At 67.0% G+C, this 986-nt stretch carries 1 protein-coding gene; it reads left to right on the top strand.

Annotation, left to right across the window (positions count from 1 at the left end):
* A partial coding sequence (locus tag AC3ET4_RS30840; RefSeq protein WP_431955276.1) for an IS1634 family transposase occupies positions 1-938 on the top strand: 938 nt, incomplete at its 5' end.
* Positions 939-986: the final 48 nt, after the last annotated feature.

The following is a 986-nucleotide window of genomic DNA, read 5'->3' on the forward strand; positions in this document are numbered from 1 at the left end:
CCCGCGACGGCATCCCGGTCCGCGTCTGGTCGTGGCCCGGCAATGCCTCCGACCAGACCCTGATCCGGCAGGTCAAGGACGACATGCGGGACTGGACCCTCTCCAAGATCGTGTGGGTCGCCGACCGGGGCTTCTCCTCCGACCGCAACCGCCGCTACCTGCGCAGCGGCACCGACGCCTACATCATCGGCGAGAAGCTCCGCACCACATCCCCCGAGGTCAAGCAGGCCCTGTCCCGGCAGGGCCGCTACCAGGACATCACCGGGAACATGCGTGTCAAGGAAGTGCGGATCAGCGACACCGAACGGTTCGTCATCTGTCACAACCCCGAAGCCGCGGTCCGTGACCAACACATACGCGAGCAACTCGTCGCCCAGCTCACCGAGCTGATCGCAGACTCCGACAAGCTCAGCGACTTCAAGCGCGGCGAACTGCGCGGCAAGATCGCCGACAAGCCCGGCCTGAACCGCTACTTGCGCACCACCCCCGCCGGCAAGCTCCGCATCGACCAGGCCAGGATCAAGACCGAGGAGAACCTCGACGGCAAGTACCTCCTGCGATCCTCCGACCCCAAGCTCTCGGCCGAGGACATCGCGCGCGGCTACAAGGCCCTCTTGGAAGTTGAACGCGGCTGGCGCGATATGAAGCAGATCATCGACCTGCGGCCGGTCTACCACCGGCTCGAGGAACGCATCCGCGCCCACGTCCTGCTGTGCTGGCTCGCCCTCTTGCTCATCCGCATCGCCGAGACCACCACCGGCGACACCTGGCCCCGAATCCGCCGCGAACTCGACCGTCTCCACCTGGGCACCTTCACCGGCCCCACCGGCACGTTCCAGCAGGTCACCACCCCCACCAAGCCTCAGCAGGACCTGCTCGCCAAGCTCGGCATCCCCGCCCCCAGGCAGATCGCCAGCCTTCAGCCCGCACCGCGCTGACCAGCCATAACACCACCGCCTAGAGACACGCCCTCCAGGCGGCCACAG

This window comes from Actinacidiphila sp. bgisy167 (assembly GCF_057707665.1).